Source organism: Luteibacter sp. P4_D7_3 (genome assembly GCF_056401735.1).
In genome coordinates this window covers 1-1,037 of sequence record NZ_JBFUIT010000606.1, presented here as the reverse complement: position 1 = coordinate 1,037, position 1,037 = coordinate 1, and the positions used below count along the sequence as shown (strand labels likewise).

Sequence of the window (1,037 nt, the reverse complement as noted above, 5' to 3'; positions counted from 1 at the left end):
CGATTCCTACATGGATGCTCATGATTTCACTCCGGAGTACGATCGGAAGTGAGAGCACCTCCACCATGCCCCGGCTTGTGATTTCGAGGTACGACTCGGGCAACTGTTCGGGCTATTGGTGGAGGGAGTGCGGCAGCCCCAGCTCCCACACGTGCTCGCAGCACCGCCGCTAGCGGGCTTGCCGCACTCCGCTCTCACCCCGAAGCCTACGCCGACGCAAAGACACAAGCCGCTTCAGCGGCGAWRGATGCTCGCGGCAAGATTGCTATCGCCGATGAATCGGCTCCCACACAGAGCAGAGACCCACCTTGCAGCGACCCGCCTTAACCGGCGGCCTTGGCGAAATACGGCTGTTCGCCGGTTTCGTGGTCGGTGACGTCGCGTACCTCGGTGATCTCGGGGATGCGCTCGCGCAGGGTCTTTTCGACGCCGTTCTTCAGCGTGACGTCCACCATGCCGCAGCCGTGGCAACCGCCGCCGAAGCGCAGCACCACGATATTGCCGGCGGCGACTTCGACCAGCGAGATGCGCCCGCCGTGGGAGGCGATCTGCGGCGCGATCTCCGACTCCAGCACGAACTGCACGCGTTCGATGAGACCGGCGCCCTCGCCCGGTGCCTCACCCTTGATCCGCGGGGCGCGGATATTGAGCTGGCTGCCGGTCTCCGTGGTCTCGTAGTCGATATTGGCCGGATCGAGCCAACGCGCGCTCTCGCCGTCCACATACAGATTGAAGCCCGTGCATTCGATGGTCCATTCGTCGCCGGTCAGTTCCGAGGTGGAACAGAACTCGAGCTCGCACTGCGCCGACGGCGTGCCGGCGTTGACCACGCGCACGCGAATGCCGAGGTCGTCGTCGCCCTGCTGCGAAAGCAGGCGCTGGAAATGCGCCTGGGCGCGCTCCGAAATATCGATCATGGATGGCTCCGGACTGGGGTCCGGCGTGGGGAGCGCCGGATATAGCACCATTCTAGTACTGTTTAGAAATGGACGCCGCCTTTTGACAATTCAACCGCGACCGCCGACGCTTCGCGCGCG

1 protein-coding gene is annotated in these 1,037 nt (G+C 64.1%); it reads right to left on the bottom strand.

The features are described 5' to 3' along the window. Window positions 1-323: 323 nt before the first annotated feature. The gene (locus tag AC1DSN_RS23085; protein WP_063572125.1) at window positions 324-917 is read right to left on the bottom strand and encodes an NfuA family Fe-S biogenesis protein; all 594 of its coding nucleotides are present in this window, start codon (window positions 915-917) and stop codon (window positions 324-326) included. Between the last annotated feature and the right edge of the window lie 120 nt (window positions 918-1,037).